We start from the raw sequence: 18,179 nt of genomic DNA on the forward strand, positions 1-18,179 counted from the left end.
AGAAAAAAGAGCTAATTTATCAGCAAGTAATTATTTTTTCATAGTTTAATTAATCTAATATTCATATCAAAAAAGGCTGCTTTCAAAATGAAGACAGCCCTATGACATGTATTTTATTTTATTCATTTGTTATAAGAAAAATATACATTATTGCCCTTAATAATTTCATATAGACACAACTCTAATTGATGAATAAAATTTATCAAAAGATTCAAACTCTAATAAAAATTATCATTAATACCATTTATTATCATCCATATTAATATATTTTTCATAATCTTTTTTTATAGCACTAATTACATCTAGCAATCCCTTAAAACCACTAAAATTAATACTTCTATAATGTGACAATACATATCTAGATAATTCGTCTTTGCTCATAACATTTGTTTCGCCTTTTTTTGGACTTCTTTTAAAAGACTTACCATTAATTTTTCCATCGAGAAATTCTTTACTGAACAAGTCCTCAATCTCCATTTCCTCCACCCCAGGCTCTAGAGGAAATGTTGCTAAATATAGATTTTCAACTAATCTAATATAATTATAATCATTAAAAAAAGCTTTCTCATGATCTGTTAGATTTTTATAATGCTCATCTCGATAACTCTGTAAAAATTTATTTAGAGGTTTTCCATTAGTTTGCTCATTATCCATTAATAAAATAACAGGTGCGTTTGGTTTACGTCGCATTTTAGATTTAAGAATAGAGCATAGATTTGCATATCCATTTCTGCCAGTATATAACAATGCAATAATATTAAATGAATCGGCCCCATATTGCATAAAATCTAAAAAGTATTCATATTTTTTATTTCTTGATCCAAATAATATTTTATATTCAAATTTACCATTTTCATTTTTTTCAATTAAATCATCATATTGAATATATAATTTCTTTAAAGCCGCCTTTATATATCTTGAGTCAGTTTTACCTTCTGTGTATATTACAGGTCTATCATTTCCTAAAAATAATTTATAAAATAAGAATTGCTGATAAGCTTTCTCTCTAACATTTAATTTTTCTAAATGCTTTCCTTTAGAAGTATTATTAACTATATTATTATACTTATCAAATTGATTAATAAATGCGAATCTCCCTTCTAATTGATCCATTGTTCCTATTTTATTATCTATAACAAAACCGCCTGTGCTATAAAGATTTTGTGCCATTGCTCTTGTTTCTTTAATAAAAGTTTTATCTGCGTTTAATTTTTTGTTTACAATAACACCAGTCACTTCCTGCTTACTTGAATTAAAACAAACTCTAGTTTTCTTTGTATTAATTTCAAAGCCGAGTCTACTTAGAGTTTCACTTAAATCACAAATAAATTTTTCAATCTCTACAAGAGAATAATTAATGTTCGTAGAAAAAGTCATATCATCAGCATATCTTGTATAATAAAGCTTGTACTGCTTACAAAGCTTTAGAATATGATAATCAATAATTTGTCCAATCATATTTGCAATAACAGGTGATGTAGGAGCACCTTGTGGTAACTTACCTTGATAGCATGTTAACTGTGCAATCATTGTTGCTACTTTATTGTTTAACTTATAGAATTTATTATTTTCAAAATAACCTTTTACTCTTCCAAAATGGATAGTACCAAAAAAATCAGAAATATCTACATTTATTATTACTCTTTTATTTCTATGATATCTCGCATTTGTAATAATACCTTTATTTTTAATAAACCCTTGCGCAACATTATTTGAATTAATCTCCAAATAATCCTCATTAAGCACTTCAGCTAATTTTTTCTGTATTCTTTTCAATTGAGCACAAGGAACTAATATTTGTCTTTCAGAGCCATCTTTCTTTGGTATTACGAATGATGAATATCTCATTGTTTCTGGCAATACGTACAAACAATAAGTTAGTACTTTAACCTTCACATCAAGTAATTGTGCTAAATCCTTTCGATTTTTTACATCTTTTAATCGCATAAATTTTTCCTCAAAAAAAAGCGCATGATAACTCATTATAAAACAACAAAACACGTGAATATTCTAAAAAGTGCTTATAAATATATTCTGAAAGGGCGTGCTATAAAGCATAATATTAAAAATTATTTAAACAGTCGTCGAGTACCCTTTCCGCCAAGACTCACGATTCATGAGTCAAAAGATCTAATCATGCGCATACCTTGTCATATTGTTTATTTACATTACCAATCTACAGTAATTTTATCAATTTAATGTTCTAAATCACCTTCCATATCAAAATATTTCTATACCTTTCTTTAATTTAATATTACTAAATAATCTTCTCATTTCAAAAATAAATATTATTTTTTAAAAAAATGTTTTATTAATGCAAATTACTTCTATCAAGTTTTCAATCCGATAGAAAAATACAGATACAAGAATTATTGCTATCTTAATCTGTATTCTAATAAAAAGATTGATACTTTTATGATTGTTATTCAACTAAAAGTATGGAATATTTTAATGAATTGAGAAAATAAAAGAGCTAGCAAGATTGTATCTTGCTAGCTTTGTTACATAGAAAAATGAATTTTATTCTTTTCAGAGCTTAAATCTAACTGTCTCATAAAAATATTATTTTTTAGAAGTATATTCATTTTTGGAAAAAACTAGCAAAGGTTCAATATCTTTAACTGGCTCTTTAGAATATAACCCCCAAAACTCGTTAGTACTATTAATCAATTTTTCTACAAATACATTATAAATACATATACAATTATCATCTTTCTTCATAACAAATAATTTATTATTTATATCAACAATCAGTTTACAACACTGTCTAAAACTTCCCTCACCACTCTTTAAATAGTCAAAGTGAATCTGATACCTTTTCAATAAATCAATCATATCTTCTATTCTTAAATAAATATCTTTGTAAGCTAAATCATTACGAACATTTTTATTAAAAATAAAATCGAGATTTCCATATGAAAAATCCAATTCATTGAAAGATATTTCAAGTATTTTTTCAAGGTTATTAATATATTGTTTGAAACTATTCTTCGCTGTTTCAATTACATGATCACAATTCTTTTCAGAATCATCTTTTCCATTTTCTTTCAACCACTTCTTTAATTCATTGCGTGCTATTCTTCTTTCATCAGACTGGAACTCATTCATATTTCTAAGTATTAAATCTAGTGGTTGATCAAAGCATAATGGTTTAATCTTTAAAAAAGCATCAATATATACTGTTGAGCTTGATATAAATTTCTCCATAGCCAATCTTTTTTCAAAGAAATACTCAATCAATGACATAATTAATCCTAGAATAGAACTACCAAAAATAGCCAAAGATATATCATATACTTTTGAACACTGGTTTTTTGAAATAACTAAAACAACTATTATACTCAAAACAGTTAATAATCCTGTTATAAAAACCAACCATTTTTTTCCTCTCACGTATTCCCACTTCCTAAAATATTAGTTTATTTTTGTTCAATGATAAATTATCACGTATTATATTTTTCCTATTAAAATACATGTCTTTCTTTATGATTTTATTGTTATTATCATTGATAAAAGAACATTCATTGTTCTATGTGATCTCTCGATAGCAAACCCTAGGAAAAACTAAAGTTTAAATTAATCCAATTTATCTCAAACATCTAAGTAAAAACATAAAAGTAAATATAAATCCTGATAGAATCACATTACTACTAACTTCACTCATACTAAGTGAATTAAATTAATCAATATAAAGATCAATCTATTGTATTACTCGCATAAACACACTCACTAGTGATTAAAGATTAGATGATGATCAGTGGTATCATCATCTATTAGATTTTCTATTTATAACTCTTCTAATTTATCAACTTCCTCTTCGATACAATCTATAAAGATACTAAGATCTAAACCTCCTAGCAGATTAGATTTCTTATTTCCCTCATAATAATATCTCCAATCCTCAAATGCATTATCATACTCTCTTAAACACTCATCTAATGTTATAAAATCATAAGATAACTTAGAACGTTTATTATATTCTTCACATTTATTCTCATAATTTCTTATGATTGATTTCTTTATACTATCATCTACTTTTTCAAATAAAGATACCAAACTATGGCCTGTAGTATCATCACATAAAAGAGCTTTTAAATACAGTTCACATGATAAAGATAAATTCGTAGTATATGCTGGACCATATTCTAATAAAGTCGCACCATTCTTACTTATTAATGTATTAAATGATTTGCTGCTTCTTTAAATCCTGAAGCATTGAAAGCTATGTCTCTTCTTTTAGATATTTAGATTCATCTCCTCTTTTAAGAAATTGACTATTCTTTTGAATAGAATTATAAAGTGAAAAATAGCAATTCGGTCTAATTTAAATAATAAATTGACCTCTTTGTTACTTTGATTATAGACACTAAAACAAAAAATAGTAAAGTATTATTTTCTATTGATTACATCGACATAATTTCAAAAATAGTATGTAAGCATGTATTAAAACCATAAGAAGATTTTTTTCTTTTATGCTGTATTTTCCATTACTTTTTATATGTGTCTAAACGTTTTACATGTAATAGAAAACGGACAATAAAAAAATTCTAAAAAAATTTTGAATTTCTTTGATTAATTTATAATACAAATTCAGAAAACATATTAATTGCATGTGAATTAATGGTTAGTTGTTATGTGAATCTTGGGTATATTTTGATACAAATACTGACTCTGCTGAGCGATAATAAATGATCTATAAAAGAAAAAAGGGCTATCTTCAAAATGAAGACAGCCCTATACTACATATTTAATTTTATTAAATTTTTATATAAGTGAATAGCTATATTCATATTAATGTTTACATAATAGAAGATAGCGTCAAGAATTTTGTGTAAATTCTAATTCCTTTATTAAATGATTTCTGCAACAAAAACAATCACAAAGGAGTATACCTTTTTTGTCTATCAGCCAATCTATACAACAGACATAAATTCTGATAAACGAATTTACACAAAAAAATTTTACACTATGTTCTAACATTATCTTAACCATATAAATTTGCATTCAATTATATATACCTTACCTTTCTAAATTTCATTTATAACCATTTCCATGTTAATCAGTTTTAAAAACAATTTTCATCAACCACATTATATCATAAGAAATTAAAATCAAGGATATAAACATTACAACAAAAGAACATAAATATAAACATACAAAAATCTTAATATATTGAAAATTAATAAATTCTAGAATTTTATAGATATAATGTAAAATAATATTAAATAGACCTACATACAAGCAAGTCTTATTTGATTTTTTAAATCGATCCAAATATCCATATTTTGATAACCTTTTTACTTTTTCGTGATCAATTAATGCAATTATAATTGTTACAACAGTAAGTACAATTGCAAGAATATCCACTGATAATGTATACATATCATTTTCAATTTTCATAACAAACTTTGAACAATCAAATTTATATAATGCCACAAAAAATAGACTTATGTATTTTGTATAAGTTCGCATATTTCATATTTCTTATTTGAATATTTAGATTTTATCAACTCATACATAGTTTTATACTTTGAAAAGTCATGCTCATTGTATTCTATTTTGTCTTTATATCTATATTCTAATAAATTAAAACGTTCTTTTTTTTCACCTTTATTTTTTGCATCTATATGAAAACTTTTTAGCAGTTTATACTTACTGGTTATATCATTAAACACCGTCAGTACTCGCCTATTATCATCAAATGCCGATTTATTTCTATCAATACATAATTTACATGTCATTTGCATAGATTTTTTGTTTTGAATATCATTAAATACATCTCTATTTAGATGAATACTGCTCAAAATTTCATCTGAAGGAACTGCATAACTAAATTCAATATTACTAATAATATCTTTTTTCATAATTGTTTTAATAATATCTTTAGATAAAATATTAGCAAAACTCACATTTGTGATATCCTTTTTATATTTATCAATCAAGAGCTTTTTTACAGCCGTTCCATATCCAATACCTTCAGAACTGCATATTGTAGCAATACAAGTGTTAAAGTCCATATAAAAATATAATATTGTATTAAGTTGTTGATTCTCTTTAATATTAATTGGTCCACTTTTAAAAGTATCTTTATCCCTTATTTCAATCGCATTATTCATATTTGCTTTACCGATTTTTAAAAACATTTCTTCCTGATTAAAAATCATAAAATCATAATAATACAATCCATCCAATTCACATGTTTTATAAACATCAACCGATCTTGTATGATTATATATATCTTCAAACATTTGATATATTTCATTATTATTTAAAGCAATTTCAGATTTGTCTTTCTTCTTTTTAACAACTAACTCATAATAATAAATATTCTTTTCCATTTAAACACCTCTTTTCAAGAACGAATCAAATCAAAACAGTCTTATTAATCATCTATTGCATTTTTACTCAATTTAAGAAAAGTGTTGCTTTGGGTAATCTTATTCAGCAAAAATACCATAACGATATTCGTAATATGCTTCCTTAAGTGAAATAGGCATAGGTGTAGCTCTTACCATTTCATTACTGAAAGCCTCAGTATCCATCATCATTCTTAGAATCTCAGATGCCATTTCCTTTCTCTTGAATGTATACTTAGCCTGCTCCTTAAGAAGCAGGAAATCTAGATAACCTTGTATGTATCTGGTTCCAATGCCTCTTGTTGTCTGTATCATTGAGCTTACTTCTGTCATCATCTCATTGACAGCTCCTAATGATTTACCATCATCAGTAAGATATCGTTTCTCTAAAGGAGATGTCTTTATCTTATTGTTTACTGCTTCAAGATAGTTGGCAAACTGCTGTATGCTTGCCTTTGAATCTGGTATGAACTCTTCCACATCCTTAAAGTAGTCTTTATTCGCCTTATATTTATCGAATGACTCACTTCCAAGACCTGACACCTGCATCATCATATGATCATTTTCATCTGTAGCACAGACAATGGCAACCTTGTGATGAGATATTCCTCTATATGCAGCCTGTTTACCTCTTTTCTTTGAGTATCTAGGCATATTCTGAGGGCGTGTTCCCTTTAGGTTGATACTTTTATACTGTGTATCTATTTCAACTTCACCAGATAATTTCTGATGACCTATGATTTCAGATGCTACATGATAAAGTTTATGACGCATATAGAAGCAGGTTGTCTTGCTTGTCCCCAAGACTTGAGCTTCACCCTCTAGAGGCATTTTATATAGTTCCAGTTCAATGAAGTGAAGCCACTGGTCCAAAGTAAAATGAGACCAGTAGAATAAGGTGTTGGTTCTATCACTAAAAGACTTGTGACAGTCAAGACAGATATATCTCTGATGTCCGTTCTTATCTTTTCCATTCTTCTTGAAATGAACTGAACCACATATAGGGCATGCCTTATGAGATGGATCAATGTCTTCATCATCCTGTTCATATAATGATTCGATAAGTTTATTTACATAATCCTTATCCTTAGATCTTAAATAGTTTTTACCTGGTTTTCAGTTATCATAGCACTCACCTGACCTTTTAAGATCATTTTACAATTATTTAAAAAATCATGACTTAAGTTAGGTGGCTATAAAGTAGAAATCAGGTGTTAAGCTAAATTTAATGATCTAGTAGCAACATTTTTCTTAAACTTAGCGATTTTATTTACACTATCTGTTTTCTCTCACCACCATAGATGTATAGTAAAGTTTTAATTCATTAAGTTTTCTTTTTTCTTCAAAAAAATTTATTCGTTAATAAATTTTTTTACTCTCTTTCAGCAATAATTCAAAATGCTTTTTATATCTTTTGATTATCTCATCTCCATCGTACACTTTGCTACCAAAGTAAATTGGATGATAATCAATAGATGTTTCTGAATTATTAGTATCATCTTTATATACAAGGCCTGTAAGAACGACTGTATTGCCAATTATTGTATAATAACTGTCTGATTTGTTTTTGTATTCATAAATACTTAATTCTTGTATACTTCCTTTTCTATGCAAATTCTTCCATATTTTTATACAATCATCTAAAGTTGACAAATATTCACTCGTCTCGTTTTCCATTTTTCTAATTAATATTTCTAATTTTTTTATTCGAATAGAAGGATTCCCTAATAATTCATTTTGAAAGATAGTAGCCCATGTAAAAGAGTTTACAGTATATAAAGAAATATTATCTGACTTTAACATATCTTCCAATAAATCTTCATCACGAGCACATACATGCACTTTTTCTTTGACCTTTTTCTTTGTTCCACAATAGTACGAAACAACTGAACAAATAATAGAAATTGTAACTGATATTATAAAGTAATAATAATTTTCTAAATTCATTATCCTTTCACTCCTTTTTTTATTGCTACGAATTATCAGATTAATTATGCTGTTGTTAATGAAATCAATCACATCAATCATATTTCTTAAATAATTAACTTCAAGATTCATAGTGCAAAATTTTTTGTGTAAATTCGTTTTGTCGAATTTTATTTAACGTTATTCAATAGACAAAAAAGGTATATTCCTTGTAGAATGATTTCTGCAAACAAAACAACCACAAAGGAGTATACCCATGAATCATTTTACTACATTGCTTATCAGAAATCTATTAAATAACGAACACAATCTTCCTGAATTTGAAAGCGTTCTTTCTGAAGTATTCCGTCAGCAGCTCGAAGAAGCGGTCAATGACGTCCTGAACTATGAGCTGGAGCAGTTCCTTGGTTATGAAAGATACAAGCATACCAATGAAAAGGGTTCAAGAAACGGATTCAAGCCTGAAAGAAAAATAGATACGAAATACGGTCCCATTACAATCAGGATGCCCAGAGACCGTCTTGGCCTTTTTGTGTCTTCACTGATTCCTGCCTACATGAGACGTACTCAGGAGACTGAAAATTCAATCATCGATCTGTTTGATCTTGGACTCACAAACAGCGTAATCACCGAAGCAGTCGAGAAGATGTTTGGTGCAAAGGTTTCCAGAGGAACCGTATCAAACATCACAAACAGAATCATATCCAATATAGACTCATTCAAAAATCGACATCTCGCAAAGGAATATGCTGTTGTCTATGTCGATGCGACAATGATGCCTCTAAGACGTGATACAGTCCAGAAGGAGGCAGTACACATCGCACTGGGAATTCGCACCGATGGAACAAAGGAAATCATTGACTATTCCATTGCACCCAGTGAATCAAAATCAAACTGGAAGGAAATGATTGAATCAATCAGGGAACGTGGCGTAGAGCGTGTTGCGCTCTTCTGCACCGATGGATTGAACGGGATGGAAGAGGTAATAGCTTCCGTCTATCCCATGTCAAGAATTCAGAGATGCCTGCTACATGTGCAAAGAAACATCAGCAGTAAGTGCAGAGCCAGTGATCGTGCAGAAATCACTGAAGACTTCAAGGCTGTCTATACTGCTGCTGACAAGAACGCTGCACAGGATCAGCTGGCAAACTTCAACAGGAAGTGGAGCAGAAAGTATCCCAAGATAATCGAGTCTCTCAAGAGCATCAACATGTTCACCTTCTATGATTTTCCAAGTGAAATAAGAAGTAGCATCTACACTACGAACATGATTGAAAGCTACGACAAGCAGCTCAAGCGTCACTTCAAGGCAAAGGAACAGTTTCCTACAGAACTGTCAGAAGAAAAGTTCCTTGTGTCACAGTTTGAACGATACAACGAGAAGTTCCTTAATCGCATACACAAGGGATTTGGGAAGGTCACTGACTTCTGGTTCAGTGAAGGTAGTGAGACCCATTTGTCCACTGAAGAGTAGTACTTCCATTACTGCATGCAGTAATGGAAGTACCAACATACAGAAATCATTTAATAAAGGAATTAGAATTTACACAAAATTCTTGACGCTATCTATCAATTTACTTTTTTAAATACAATTATTCATTTTATTATTTATCAAATATCATGATAAATATATATTAATTTTAAATCCAAAAAAATCAATTATTTTATGTACATGAAATAATTTAAATAATACTTTTCTTATCAAATCTAATAAAACACATATAATATATGTACCAATAATAGAAATTATGATAATAGTTATAATAATTATAAAGTTATATTTCACTATAGGTGCAAACAAATTTGTTATAATATTATAATATATTATTCGATGGCAATGAATAATATATACTGAAAAAGAGAACCCACTAAAATAACTAATGATATTGTAAATTTTCATGTTTTTTATGTTAATATTTATAAAAAGTAGTAATAAAATAATTGAAGATACTAAAGTGAATGGAGATATATAATCAATAAACCAATTTGGTTTTATATAGTCACCAATTAATTTAAATGAAATAATCTTTAATAAATAATTGAAACATAAGGAACAAATTAAAGAAAATACCAATATTATTATTTTTTTTCTAGTTGTGATAAATGGATTATATAATTTTATATATCCGCCAATCATATATAGATAAATAAGCCAGAAAGGACTATATCCAAAATTAATCTTAAATAAATCTGTATACAACAATACATTTTGAATAATACAAAAAAAGAAAAAAAGTATAATTAATAATTTTTTATATTTTTCTCTACTTAGATTAATTAAAAATAAATTAATATATTGCATTATAAAAAACAAAAAAACATAACAAGTTATATACCAATAATTACCACAAAGAAATGGAAACAATCCTTTAAAAACTTCTAAAATGCCTTTGTTTCTAAAACCTACTATATTAAAAATATAAAATACAAAAGTAATAGTAAAGCACCAAAATAATACACATAATAATAAATCTAAAATTCTTGAATAATTAATTGTTCTTTTTTCTATGTTTAAATAACCAGATAATAGTCCAAAAACATTAACAGAAGTATATAAAATTGTTAAAAATAACAGCACCGGAATATATTTAAGAGAAAAAACATTTAAGTTATCTATTACTCCACCTTGGTTTATAAAATGCAAACCTATTATTCCAAACATGGATAATATTCTAAGTAAATCTATTCCTATTATTCTCTTTTTCACAAAATCACCATACCATATATTATTAAGCATTATTATATAATTCGTTTTATTTCAATTTATTTAATAATCTCAAAATTATTTTTTTATATAACGGTAAAATATAACCATATTTTTCAAATAAATCATCAAAATCATAATTATCAGCTTCTTTAATAAAATGTTTTCTGCTAATTGGTTTTTTAACAGAAGATATTAAAGCAACATTATCTTTTATAGCGTGTTCATAAGAAACATGTATTTTAATAATATCATTACTTATTCTATCAAAATACTCTTGGCCTTTATCAGTATTTATTATTAACAAAGATACACCCTTGCCATCATTCATTTTAGGATCTATTTTATCTATTCCCCAAAAATCACCTAATGTTATATCTGATTTTCTTTTATCTCCTTTTGATTTACAATTATAACAAGAATTTCTTAAACAACTATTTAATAAAAAAGATTGCATATAGATATCTTTGTTATGATCCATTATATAGTTATGACTTTTGTATTTGAAAATAATATTAAACTTGTTCCATCCGTTATCTTTGTTACGAAAAGAAATAATACTAGGCTTTTCTTTATCTTTATTCTCCCTAAAATCTAAATATTTACTCCATATCTTTGGTGAAGGAACTCCATGACAAATTATATCTATTGTAATTAAATTATCATATTCTTTTCCTAAAAAATATTTTAACCCTCTTACTTGACAAGGTGTTCCAGAAAATAAAACTTTCTTGTTTAAAGATAAAAAATGTTTAACATCCTTATAAGAATTACCAATACTACTTTGAACATATTTAGAACCAAGAATCTTGATTAATTCACTTTCACTTTCAATATATATATGTTTAATACTCATTTTTTCATCAAAAGCAGCCCCAAAAACAACGCCATGTTCTTTTAAGACATTTTTCGCTATTACTCCAAATATACCACCAGATGAACTATTGTTTCTTAAATAATCATCCTTACTATAACATGCATATGAAATATTTTTATTATTACTTTGTTCTTCTTTATTAATAGGGCATTTATAATAACACATTCCACAATTTATGCATTTTGATTTATCAATTGTTGGATACAAAAACCCCTCTTCATCATCTTTCATTATTATTGCTCCCTTAGGACAAATATTTGAACACAATCCACAACCAGAACAATAATTTTTTTCTATTTTTTCTACAGTATTTTTGTTCATATATATCACATAATTATCTTAATACTTTCTTTAATTTTCTATTTATATTTAATAATATATCTTTTTCATAATTATTAAAGCAAAATAAATAAGCTATAACAAAATACATTGCTGAATAAATACCAGCATATACAACAATATATAAATAATTTCTAGTAAATACATAATGCTTTAATAAAGCTATCATTACTATAGGAATAAACAAAGGTATTATTAATCTAAAAATGTTCTTCCAAAAGGTTATAACATCTATTTTAATAATCTTATAATAATAAACATTCATAATTATTATATTAACAATAACCAAAGATATACAAGTTCCTAATGCACTACCAATCGGTCCAAATTTTTTTGCAAGAGGAATGCTTATTATAATATTTATTAAAGCCATAATAAATGTAACAAATGATTTAAATTTATATTTGTTTTGTGCTTGTAAAATAGTTAAACCCAAATTTTGAATTAAAGGAATTGTTAATGGAACAATTAGTAATAAAGCAACATAATATGAATTTATATATTCTTCTCCCACCCATAAAACAATAAAATCTTTTCCAAAAATAATCAATCCAGTTAACATTAAAAAGACTACATAAAATTGAATCCTTCCTACTTTTATAAATTCTTGAGTAATAACAGATGGCTTATTATTTGTTGTAACAAGTTTACTTATTTTAGGCAATAATACTCCATTTATAGCACCTGAAAAATTAATAAACAAATTGTTAAAAGATGTTGCTACAGTATATATAGAAATTGCAACCGTACTACAAACACTTCCAAGTATTATTTGATCAGTACTCCAATTTAATTTATCAACAACACTTGCAACAAAAATAAAGAAAGAATATGAGAACATGGTTTTAAATAATTCCCAATCAAAATTATATTTTTTAGATTTATAATTCAATTTTTTTCTACAATAAATATAATCAATAATATTACATACAATATTAATAAAGGCAACAACCATTGTCATAGCAATAGATTTGTATCCAAGTATTAGTAAAGGTAACATTATTATCGGATTTGATATAATGCGCGCAATCGTTAAGCTTCTTTGAAAAACAAATTTCTCATTTATTGTAATAATTGAATCATATAAAGACATTGGAAAATTAATACATAAATTAATTGTTAAAATAATTACCATTATTTTACATCTTTCAATCTCAAATGCTGTCATTGCCGATCCAAATATATTTTGGATATTAAAGTAAATAATTATGCACAAGAAAAGAGTTATAAAACTTATTATTTTATAAACTTTACTAAAAATACTATATATTTTATATTCTCCTTCTTCGTCATTTTTAGCACGACACTTTGATGCAAAAACTATTATTGCATTTCCAAACCCAAAATCAAATACAGCAAGATACTGCATAATTGAACTTACCATCGAATATAAGCCATACTCTGATTGTCCAATAGTTTTTAGCATAAAAGGAGTATATAGTAATGTAATAAGCATATTAATAAATATGCTTATATAAGATAAGACTGCTCCTTTTTTTCTCTCATTTTTCATTTAATACTCACCTATTCAAACTATCTTTTAAATACTTTAATGATTTATCTTTTTCATTGTTGATTATTTTTTTACATTTATCATAATCAATATTTTTATTTAATAAATCTTTTTCTACAATTTCATCTATTGAATTAATTTTTAAGCTGTTTAATTCAACCATTTTTAAAAGTGTATTTATTCTTCCTTCCATATGCTTTTTGTTGTTAATCATTCTATCTAATATTGCAAATTTTTTTTCAAATATGATAGAAAAAATACATGCATGGTACGAATCTGTTATAATGAATTCAGCATTTTTTATTAAACCAAGAAACTCATTTGGTCCACAAGAATAAATATCTTTATTATTCCTATCATTCATATAAATAATTTCAAAATTATTTCCAAATAATCTTTCTATGTTTTTTAATTTATCCCCTAAAACATAAACCAAAATATATTTTCTCTTAATTATTTTAGATTTAACTAAAGAATCCCATTCTTCTCTTGAAAGTAATAAAGTTGGATCCAGTACAACAGGACACTTTTTTCCAATCAACTTTTCTGTTAAAACTTGACCATCTTGTTCTCTTAGAGAAATGCTTTTAAAATTATTTAATCCCGTAATATATATTTCTTCATATTCTTTTGGAATGCTACTTACTCCATAACTAGCAGCATAAGCAATGTTTTTTTCTTTTTGAGAAAATTTTAATAAAGTATTGTCACCAAATTCATTAAAATGATAATTCCAAACTTGATCACTACCACATACAAAATATTCATATTTATCAACTTCTATCTTAGTATTGTTATAAATGTTTTTTGAGAAAGGAATCATTTTATTGAAATCTCTAAATTTTTTATTTCTTTTATATCTTCCAAGCCCCAAAAAAACTACAACATCTCTAAATAAAATTTTTATTCTATTTTTTACATTACAATTCATATACTTAAAGTTGATTGTTTCAACATCATATTTTAAAGATTTTAATACAGCATAAAGAGCATAATTTTGCAATCTATTTCCATAATTATAATCTCCTATAATTGTAACAATTCCTATTTTTTTCATTTTTTGCTCCTTTTATTTCATTTTTGTTATATCACTTATATCTTTCTCCCACCATTTACTATCTAATATTTCTTGAATTCGATTTTTATCAAATCTATACTTTATTATTTTACCAGGATTACCGACTACAATTGCATATGGGGGAACATCTTTTGTAATAATAGTTCCAGCACCAATTATTGCTCCTGTTCCAATTCTTACTCCATTAAGAATTATAGAATTACATCCAATCCACACATCGTTCTCTATTACAGTATCCTTATTATTAATATTAATATGATTAGTTATATCTTTGTTCCATGTTTTATCATATAAAATTGGATGTGTAGTAAATAGTTTATAGTCATGATTACCTGGTCCAATTACACAATTAGGACCTATTGAACAAAATGCACCTATTTTAGTGTTTTCATATATTTTTGTATCAAAACTTATATATGTAAATCTACCAATAGAAACCTTATTAGCAATGTAAACATTATTATATATTTTAACATTAGATTCTAGTTTTACATCGAAAGATACATTTTTGCTCATAATTTTACAATTTTTATTTTTAAATGTTAATAATAATCTTTTTATAATTCTTTTCATTTCATAGTCCTTTCATATTTATACAAGCGGGTCATCAATAAAATGGCCTGTATCAATTACTTGAATATTTCTTTTTGAAAGACGATATACTAACACTTTAGCCATTGGACCAGAGGATACTAAAACTATGTAATTTTCTATATTTTTAACATTTAGAACTTTTTTTTCAATATCATCTATTATTTTATAAGAATCATTGCAATTAGTTTTAATAAATATAGCTTTTTTATTATATTTTTTATTAAATATTTTTACCCATTTTTCATCATTGTGAATCAATACTATTTTTTCCTTTTCATCCCATAAACTGGAATAAATGTCATCTTTTCCTTTACCAAATACAAAAGCATCTCCATAAATTTCTTTCTTATTTTGCTTTATTCTAAATAGTAATCTAGGTTTTGCAAAACACATTGCTAATTCAATTCTATTTTTTAAAAACCAAAAAATATTATTTTTAAAAAAAGGGGGAATACATATTATATATTTATCTTTAAATTTATCATAATTTTCAAATATAGTTAGTAATTCTTTTCCAAGCTTTGGATCATATCCTTGATAATGTATCCCTTTTTTTGAAAACATTAATCTATATTCTCCATCTCCAAACCTTATCAATGACATTCTATTATTTTTAACAAAATCAATTAATTTTTTTTCAGAATAAATTGTTGTTTTTGTCTTAAAAGGTGATAAAAATAACAATAGATAACTATATATTATTAATATGATTTTTTTCATTACTTACTCCTTTTTTCAAATAATGATAAAACATGATTGGAAAAAGAATAATTGAGAACATACGCACAATATTATTAACTTTATATTCTTTAAATACATCATTATTTTTTATCTTAAACAATTTATTAATCGATAAAAATCTTGAATAACAAAGTACCCTTTTTTTAAACGAATTAAATTTATTACATGCTCCAGATAAATTAGATAAAGATGTCCCTTTAGGAGACGCCAACAAATATTTTGTACTATTTTTTGTATAACCATCTTCATAGTATTCGCTAATATATAATGGATAGTCTATTGTGGAAATATAATAATCCATATTATCCAAATAATCATATAAAATATTTTCTGGAATCAATTTTTCATTATCAAATTTAGGGAATTTAAATGATTTTATATATTCTGTTTTGATAATAATATATGTATCTCCAACATATTTATATCTACAATAAATATCTGCAAATTTACAACAAGTATTATCTCCAATTGTCCATTTGTTATTTTTAATACCTGCCGTTTTTGTTCTAGGCCCTACAACAGCCCAAATATCCTTTTTAAAGCTTTTTTTTATGTTGTTATTTATCATATAGATAGCATTATTTGATAATTCATCATCTGAATCAACACATATCATATATTCTGTTTTACAATTTTTTATCGCATTATTTATTGCAATATGCTTTCCAGAATTATTTTGATAAATATATTCAATTTTCATTGTTTTTTTCCATTTTTCTATTAATTCACAGGTATTATCCGAAGAGCCATCATCGATAACTAGCCAAACAAAATCATGATCAGATTGAGATTTTAGGCTATTATACAATTTTTCTAATTTTTTTGCTCTATTATAAGTTGGTGTAAATACTGTTATCATTTTAACCTCCTTATATTTAAATAATAATAATCTAATATATAGAAAAGTATTGAATTATAAAAACCAAAAATGAAAAAGACTGATTCGGATAAACCAATAATTAAAAGGGACATATAAACAATAACAATAAATCTATTAATATTATGTATATGGCAACATCTTATACTATTAATAAGTGTAATACTGAAAAATAATATTACAAATGATGAAAGTATTATTCCATAATTTACTAATAATGAAATATATGAATTATGCATAGAAGTATTAAAATTTAGATAATTATTAAGAAAAATATTATCAGAATTAATACCATGTCCAATCAATTGGATATTATTTTTCCCAATTTCCCACATTGTATTTCTCCCATTTAAATCAACACTTGAAAAGATATTATTAAAGTTGATTGATAATATAAAAACAATCAATATAAAACCAAAAAACAATCCTAAAGCATTTTTTTTGTTAGTGAAATCAATTTTCTTTAGAATAAAGTTAAAGATCAAAATAAACAATAATAATATGAACCCCATTCTAGAACCAGATATTATCAATCCAAAAATACATATTATCAATTTAAAAAGCCTTTTACTTTTTTTAGAATCATCAAGTATTAAAAAGTATGTCAAAGAAAACATGCTCATAGAAGATAATGTATTAGCATTTCCAGTTAATGAACCGACTAAGAAACCATATTTTGGATCTCCAACAGCAGATTGAATTAATCTAATTCCTCCAATATATAATTCCTGGACATAACTTTTACTGATTGGATCATATGACATACTTTTATTTCCAAAATAATAAACAATTAAACCATATAATATTAAAAAAATCGTAATATATGAAAAATTTTTAAAGACTTTTAAAAATATCTCTTCTTTTTTTTCTTGTGTAGAAATTATTAAAAATAATAGAATAATAGTCCCCCATACTAGTAGAGTGCTGCTAATATTTTTAATAAATAACGGATTGTATAGAGGTAAAAGAATAGAAATTATACTGCCTATAATGATAAAACAGAATAATGCTTTGTTAATTTTCGCTTTATTATTTTTATAATTTAATGCAAAACAAAGAATTAATAAAAGCATACAAACAATTGGAATATATTTACTATTAAATAATAACTGAGTGATTGTTAATAGTAATGTTATACTAAAAACGTTAAATTTTTCTAATTTATTCACATTGT

15 protein-coding genes and 1 pseudogene are annotated in these 18,179 nt (G+C 25.8%); 1 reads left to right on the forward strand and 15 read right to left on the reverse strand.

What is annotated here, in order from left to right:
- Nucleotides 1-234: 234 nt before the first annotated feature.
- From T513_RS0104030 to T513_RS0104060, 7 genes and pseudogenes are all read right to left on the reverse strand, one after another.
- Nucleotides 235-1,947, reverse strand: a complete 1,713-nt coding sequence (locus tag T513_RS0104030; protein ID WP_031589038.1) for a retron Ec67 family RNA-directed DNA polymerase/endonuclease — start codon at nt 1,945-1,947, stop codon at nt 235-237.
- 615 nt (nt 1,948-2,562) lie between these two features.
- Entirely contained in the window at nt 2,563-3,393 is an 831-nt protein-coding gene (locus T513_RS0104035; protein WP_031589039.1) for a hypothetical protein, read from the reverse strand.
- A gap of 393 nt (nt 3,394-3,786) precedes the next feature.
- On the reverse strand, nt 3,787-4,056 hold the full coding sequence (locus T513_RS0104040) for a hypothetical protein (RefSeq protein WP_031589040.1): 270 nt from the start codon (nt 4,054-4,056) through the stop codon (nt 3,787-3,789).
- A 1,391-nt stretch (nt 4,057-5,447) separates the two neighbouring features.
- Complete coding sequence (locus tag T513_RS0104050) at nt 5,448-6,338, reverse strand: hypothetical protein (protein WP_031589042.1); 891 nt, start codon at nt 6,336-6,338, stop codon at nt 5,448-5,450.
- A gap of 99 nt (nt 6,339-6,437) precedes the next feature.
- Nucleotides 6,438-7,187 carry a hypothetical protein gene (locus tag T513_RS0104055; protein WP_031589044.1) on the reverse strand — a complete coding sequence of 250 codons (750 nt, stop codon included), beginning with the start codon at nt 7,185-7,187 and terminating at the stop codon, nt 6,438-6,440.
- A 90-nt stretch (nt 7,188-7,277) separates the two neighbouring features.
- Nucleotides 7,278-7,418: pseudogene (locus tag T513_RS12645) on the reverse strand (transposase); the annotation flags it as partial.
- A 297-nt stretch (nt 7,419-7,715) separates the two neighbouring features.
- On the reverse strand, nt 7,716-8,303 hold the full coding sequence (locus tag T513_RS0104060) for a hypothetical protein (protein ID WP_031589046.1): 588 nt from the start codon (nt 8,301-8,303) through the stop codon (nt 7,716-7,718).
- A 235-nt stretch (nt 8,304-8,538) separates the two neighbouring features.
- On the opposite strand from T513_RS0104060, the gene T513_RS0104065 reads away from it, so the two are divergent.
- Nucleotides 8,539-9,756, forward strand: a complete 1,218-nt coding sequence (locus T513_RS0104065; protein ID WP_051654379.1) for an IS256 family transposase — start codon at nt 8,539-8,541, stop codon at nt 9,754-9,756.
- Between the two features lie 144 nt (nt 9,757-9,900).
- Here T513_RS0104065 and T513_RS0104070 read toward each other — a convergent pair whose 3' ends face one another.
- From T513_RS0104070 to T513_RS0104105, 8 genes are read right to left on the reverse strand one after another with little or no spacing between them, the layout of a single operon-like run.
- On the reverse strand, nt 9,901-10,989 hold the full coding sequence (locus T513_RS0104070) for an acyltransferase family protein (protein ID WP_162176419.1): 1,089 nt from the start codon (nt 10,987-10,989) through the stop codon (nt 9,901-9,903).
- A 46-nt stretch (nt 10,990-11,035) separates the two neighbouring features.
- Nucleotides 11,036-12,184: a Coenzyme F420 hydrogenase/dehydrogenase, beta subunit C-terminal domain gene (locus T513_RS0104075; RefSeq protein WP_031589051.1), complete on the reverse strand. Its 1,149-nt coding sequence runs from the start codon at nt 12,182-12,184 to the stop codon at nt 11,036-11,038.
- Nucleotides 12,185-12,197: 13 nt separating this feature from the next.
- A complete protein-coding gene (locus T513_RS0104080; protein WP_031589052.1) occupies nt 12,198-13,715 on the reverse strand; it encodes an oligosaccharide flippase family protein in 1,518 nt (505 codons plus the stop codon).
- A gap of 7 nt (nt 13,716-13,722) precedes the next feature.
- Nucleotides 13,723-14,772 carry a polysaccharide pyruvyl transferase family protein gene (locus T513_RS0104085; protein WP_051654380.1) on the reverse strand — a complete coding sequence of 350 codons (1,050 nt, stop codon included), beginning with the start codon at nt 14,770-14,772 and terminating at the stop codon, nt 13,723-13,725.
- Between the two features lie 12 nt (nt 14,773-14,784).
- The gene (locus T513_RS0104090) at nt 14,785-15,366 is read right to left on the reverse strand and encodes a CatB-related O-acetyltransferase (RefSeq protein WP_031589057.1); all 582 of its coding nucleotides are present in this window, start codon (nt 15,364-15,366) and stop codon (nt 14,785-14,787) included.
- A gap of 18 nt (nt 15,367-15,384) precedes the next feature.
- The gene (locus T513_RS0104095) at nt 15,385-16,107 is read right to left on the reverse strand and encodes a GT-D fold domain-containing glycosyltransferase (RefSeq protein ID WP_031589059.1); all 723 of its coding nucleotides are present in this window, start codon (nt 16,105-16,107) and stop codon (nt 15,385-15,387) included.
- A complete protein-coding gene (locus T513_RS0104100) occupies nt 16,079-16,987 on the reverse strand; it encodes a glycosyltransferase family 2 protein (protein WP_031589060.1) in 909 nt (302 codons plus the stop codon). Before T513_RS0104100 ends, T513_RS0104095 begins: the two co-directional genes overlap by 29 nt.
- Nucleotides 16,984-18,174 carry an O-antigen ligase family protein gene (locus T513_RS0104105; protein ID WP_031589061.1) on the reverse strand — a complete coding sequence of 397 codons (1,191 nt, stop codon included), beginning with the start codon at nt 18,172-18,174 and terminating at the stop codon, nt 16,984-16,986. The genes T513_RS0104100 and T513_RS0104105 overlap by 4 nt, the downstream gene beginning before the upstream one ends.
- Between the last annotated feature and the right edge of the window lie 5 nt (nt 18,175-18,179).

The organism is Kandleria vitulina DSM 20405 (assembly GCF_000702065.1).
GTDB classification, from domain to species: Bacteria; Bacillota_I; Bacilli_A; order Erysipelotrichales; family Coprobacillaceae; genus Kandleria; species Kandleria vitulina.

Excerpts from the sequence above, each read along its gene's own strand:
- T513_RS0104090 (WP_031589057.1), bottom strand. The coding sequence starts at position 15,366 with ATGAAAAGAATTATAAAAAGATTATTATTAACATTTAAAAATAAAAAT.
- T513_RS0104055 (WP_031589044.1), bottom strand. The coding sequence starts at position 7,187 with ATGCCTCTAGAGGGTGAAGCTCAAGTCTTGGGGACAAGCAAGACAACC.
- T513_RS0104085 (WP_051654380.1), bottom strand. The coding sequence starts at position 14,772 with ATGAAAAAAATAGGAATTGTTACAATTATAGGAGATTATAATTATGGA.
- T513_RS0104095 (WP_031589059.1), bottom strand. The coding sequence starts at position 16,107 with ATGAAAAAAATCATATTAATAATATATAGTTATCTATTGTTATTTTTA.
- T513_RS0104030 (WP_031589038.1), bottom strand. The coding sequence starts at position 1,947 with ATGCGATTAAAAGATGTAAAAAATCGAAAGGATTTAGCACAATTACTT.
- T513_RS0104050 (WP_031589042.1), bottom strand. The coding sequence starts at position 6,338 with ATGGAAAAGAATATTTATTATTATGAGTTAGTTGTTAAAAAGAAGAAA.
- T513_RS0104075 (WP_031589051.1), bottom strand. The coding sequence starts at position 12,184 with ATGAACAAAAATACTGTAGAAAAAATAGAAAAAAATTATTGTTCTGGT.
- T513_RS0104060 (WP_031589046.1), bottom strand. The coding sequence starts at position 8,303 with ATGAATTTAGAAAATTATTATTACTTTATAATATCAGTTACAATTTCT.
- T513_RS0104065 (WP_051654379.1), top strand. The coding sequence starts at position 8,539 with ATGAATCATTTTACTACATTGCTTATCAGAAATCTATTAAATAACGAA.
- T513_RS0104080 (WP_031589052.1), bottom strand. The coding sequence starts at position 13,715 with ATGAAAAATGAGAGAAAAAAAGGAGCAGTCTTATCTTATATAAGCATA.
- T513_RS0104100 (WP_031589060.1), bottom strand. The coding sequence starts at position 16,987 with ATGATAACAGTATTTACACCAACTTATAATAGAGCAAAAAAATTAGAA.